The sequence below is a fragment of the Sphingomonas parapaucimobilis NBRC 15100 genome (assembly GCF_000787715.1).
GTDB lineage: Bacteria > Pseudomonadota > Alphaproteobacteria > Sphingomonadales > Sphingomonadaceae > Sphingomonas > Sphingomonas parapaucimobilis.
This window is the reverse complement of the sequence record NZ_BBPI01000120.1, coordinates 1-1,444: the sequence shown is the minus strand read 5'-3', so window position 1 is coordinate 1,444 and position 1,444 is coordinate 1. Positions and strand designations below refer to the sequence as shown.

The following is a 1,444-nucleotide window of genomic DNA, read 5'->3' as shown; positions in this document are numbered from 1 at the left end:
CGGTGAAATTGCCGTTCGCGTCGACCACGGCGGTGCCCAATACCGCACCCCCCGTGCCCCGGATGGTGACGGTCGCGCCGACTTCACCAGTGCCTGTCAGGCTGGTGCCGTCACCCGAAACCGTGCCCACGGGCGCCACCGGCGCGGTCAGGTCGGGTGCGAGGACGGGGAATGCGGGCGAGGCATTGCCCGCCGCATCGCTCTGCACGACGGTCAGCGGCTGGCCGTCGACCTGCGGCGTGGCGAGCGTCACGGCATAGGCGCCGTTCGCGCCCACCGTGGCGGTGCCGAGCGTCGTGCCATTGGCGTCCAGCACCCGCACGGTCGCGCCGACCTCGCCCGTCCCCATGACCAGCGCGCCGGTCGGATCGATCATGGCGATGGGCGCATCGGGGGCGGTCAGATCGGGAGCGATGACCGTGGCGGGGGGAGAGACATCGCCCTCGGCATCGGTCTGGGTCACGCGCACCGTCTCGCCATTGCGCTGTGGGGTGGTCAGCGTGGCGGTATAGCTGCCGTCTCCGGCGACCTGCGCATTGCCGATCACCGCGCCATTGGCGTCGCGCACGATGACGGCGGCGCCGACCTGTCCGCTGCCCGAAACGCTCGCGCCGTCGAGGGCGATGGTCGCGGTCGGCGCGTCGGGCGTGTCGTTGGGGATCAGGTCGGGCGCGGTCGCATTGCCGGGGGCCGAGACATTGCCTGCCGCATCCGCCTGGGTCAGGGTCAGCACCTGCCCGTTGGTCAGCGCGGTGGTCAGCGTCACGCTGAAGCTGCCATCCGGGTTCACCGGCACGGTGGCGAGGACCAGCCCGACCGGATCGAGGATCGTCACCGTCGCGCCGATCTCGCCGGTGCCGCTGACCACCGTTCCATCTGTCGAGACGGTCGCCACCGGCGCGTCCGGGGCCGTGCGGTCGAGCGCGGTTACGGTGGTCGCGGGCGAGCCGTTGCCCGCGCCATCCGCCTGGGTGACGCTCAGCACTTGGGCGTCCAGCTGGGGTGCGGACAGGGTGACCGTATAGGACCCCTGCGGCCCGACGATCCCGGTGCCGAGCACGCCACCGCCCGCGTCGCGTACCGTGACGGTCGCGCCGACCTCTCCCTGGCCGCTGACGATGGTGCCTGTCGCATCCAGTACCGCGACGGGGGGCGCGGGCGGCGTGATGTCGGGGGCGGCGCCATTGGTCGGCGTCGATACATTGCCCGCCGCATCGGTCAGCGTCGCACTGACCGTGCCGCCATTGGCCTGGGCGGGGTTCAACGGCACGCTGAAGCCGCCGTCCGCACCGACCTGGCCGGTGCCGATCACCGTGCCGCTGGCGTCGCGCAGGGTCACGATGGCCCCGACCTCGCCGCTGCCGGTCGCATTGGCGCCAGTGCCGTCGAGCGTGAAGACGGGGGCGAGCGGGGCGGTCAGGTCGGGTGCGGTGGCGGGGCTGGA

Annotated in this window: 1 protein-coding gene; it reads right to left on the bottom strand. The window is 72.6% G+C overall.

Annotated elements, in window-relative coordinates; translation table 11 throughout:
- On the bottom strand, positions 1-1,444 hold a 1,444-nt coding region (locus tag SP5_RS18305; RefSeq protein WP_042491519.1), incomplete at both ends, for an Ig-like domain-containing protein.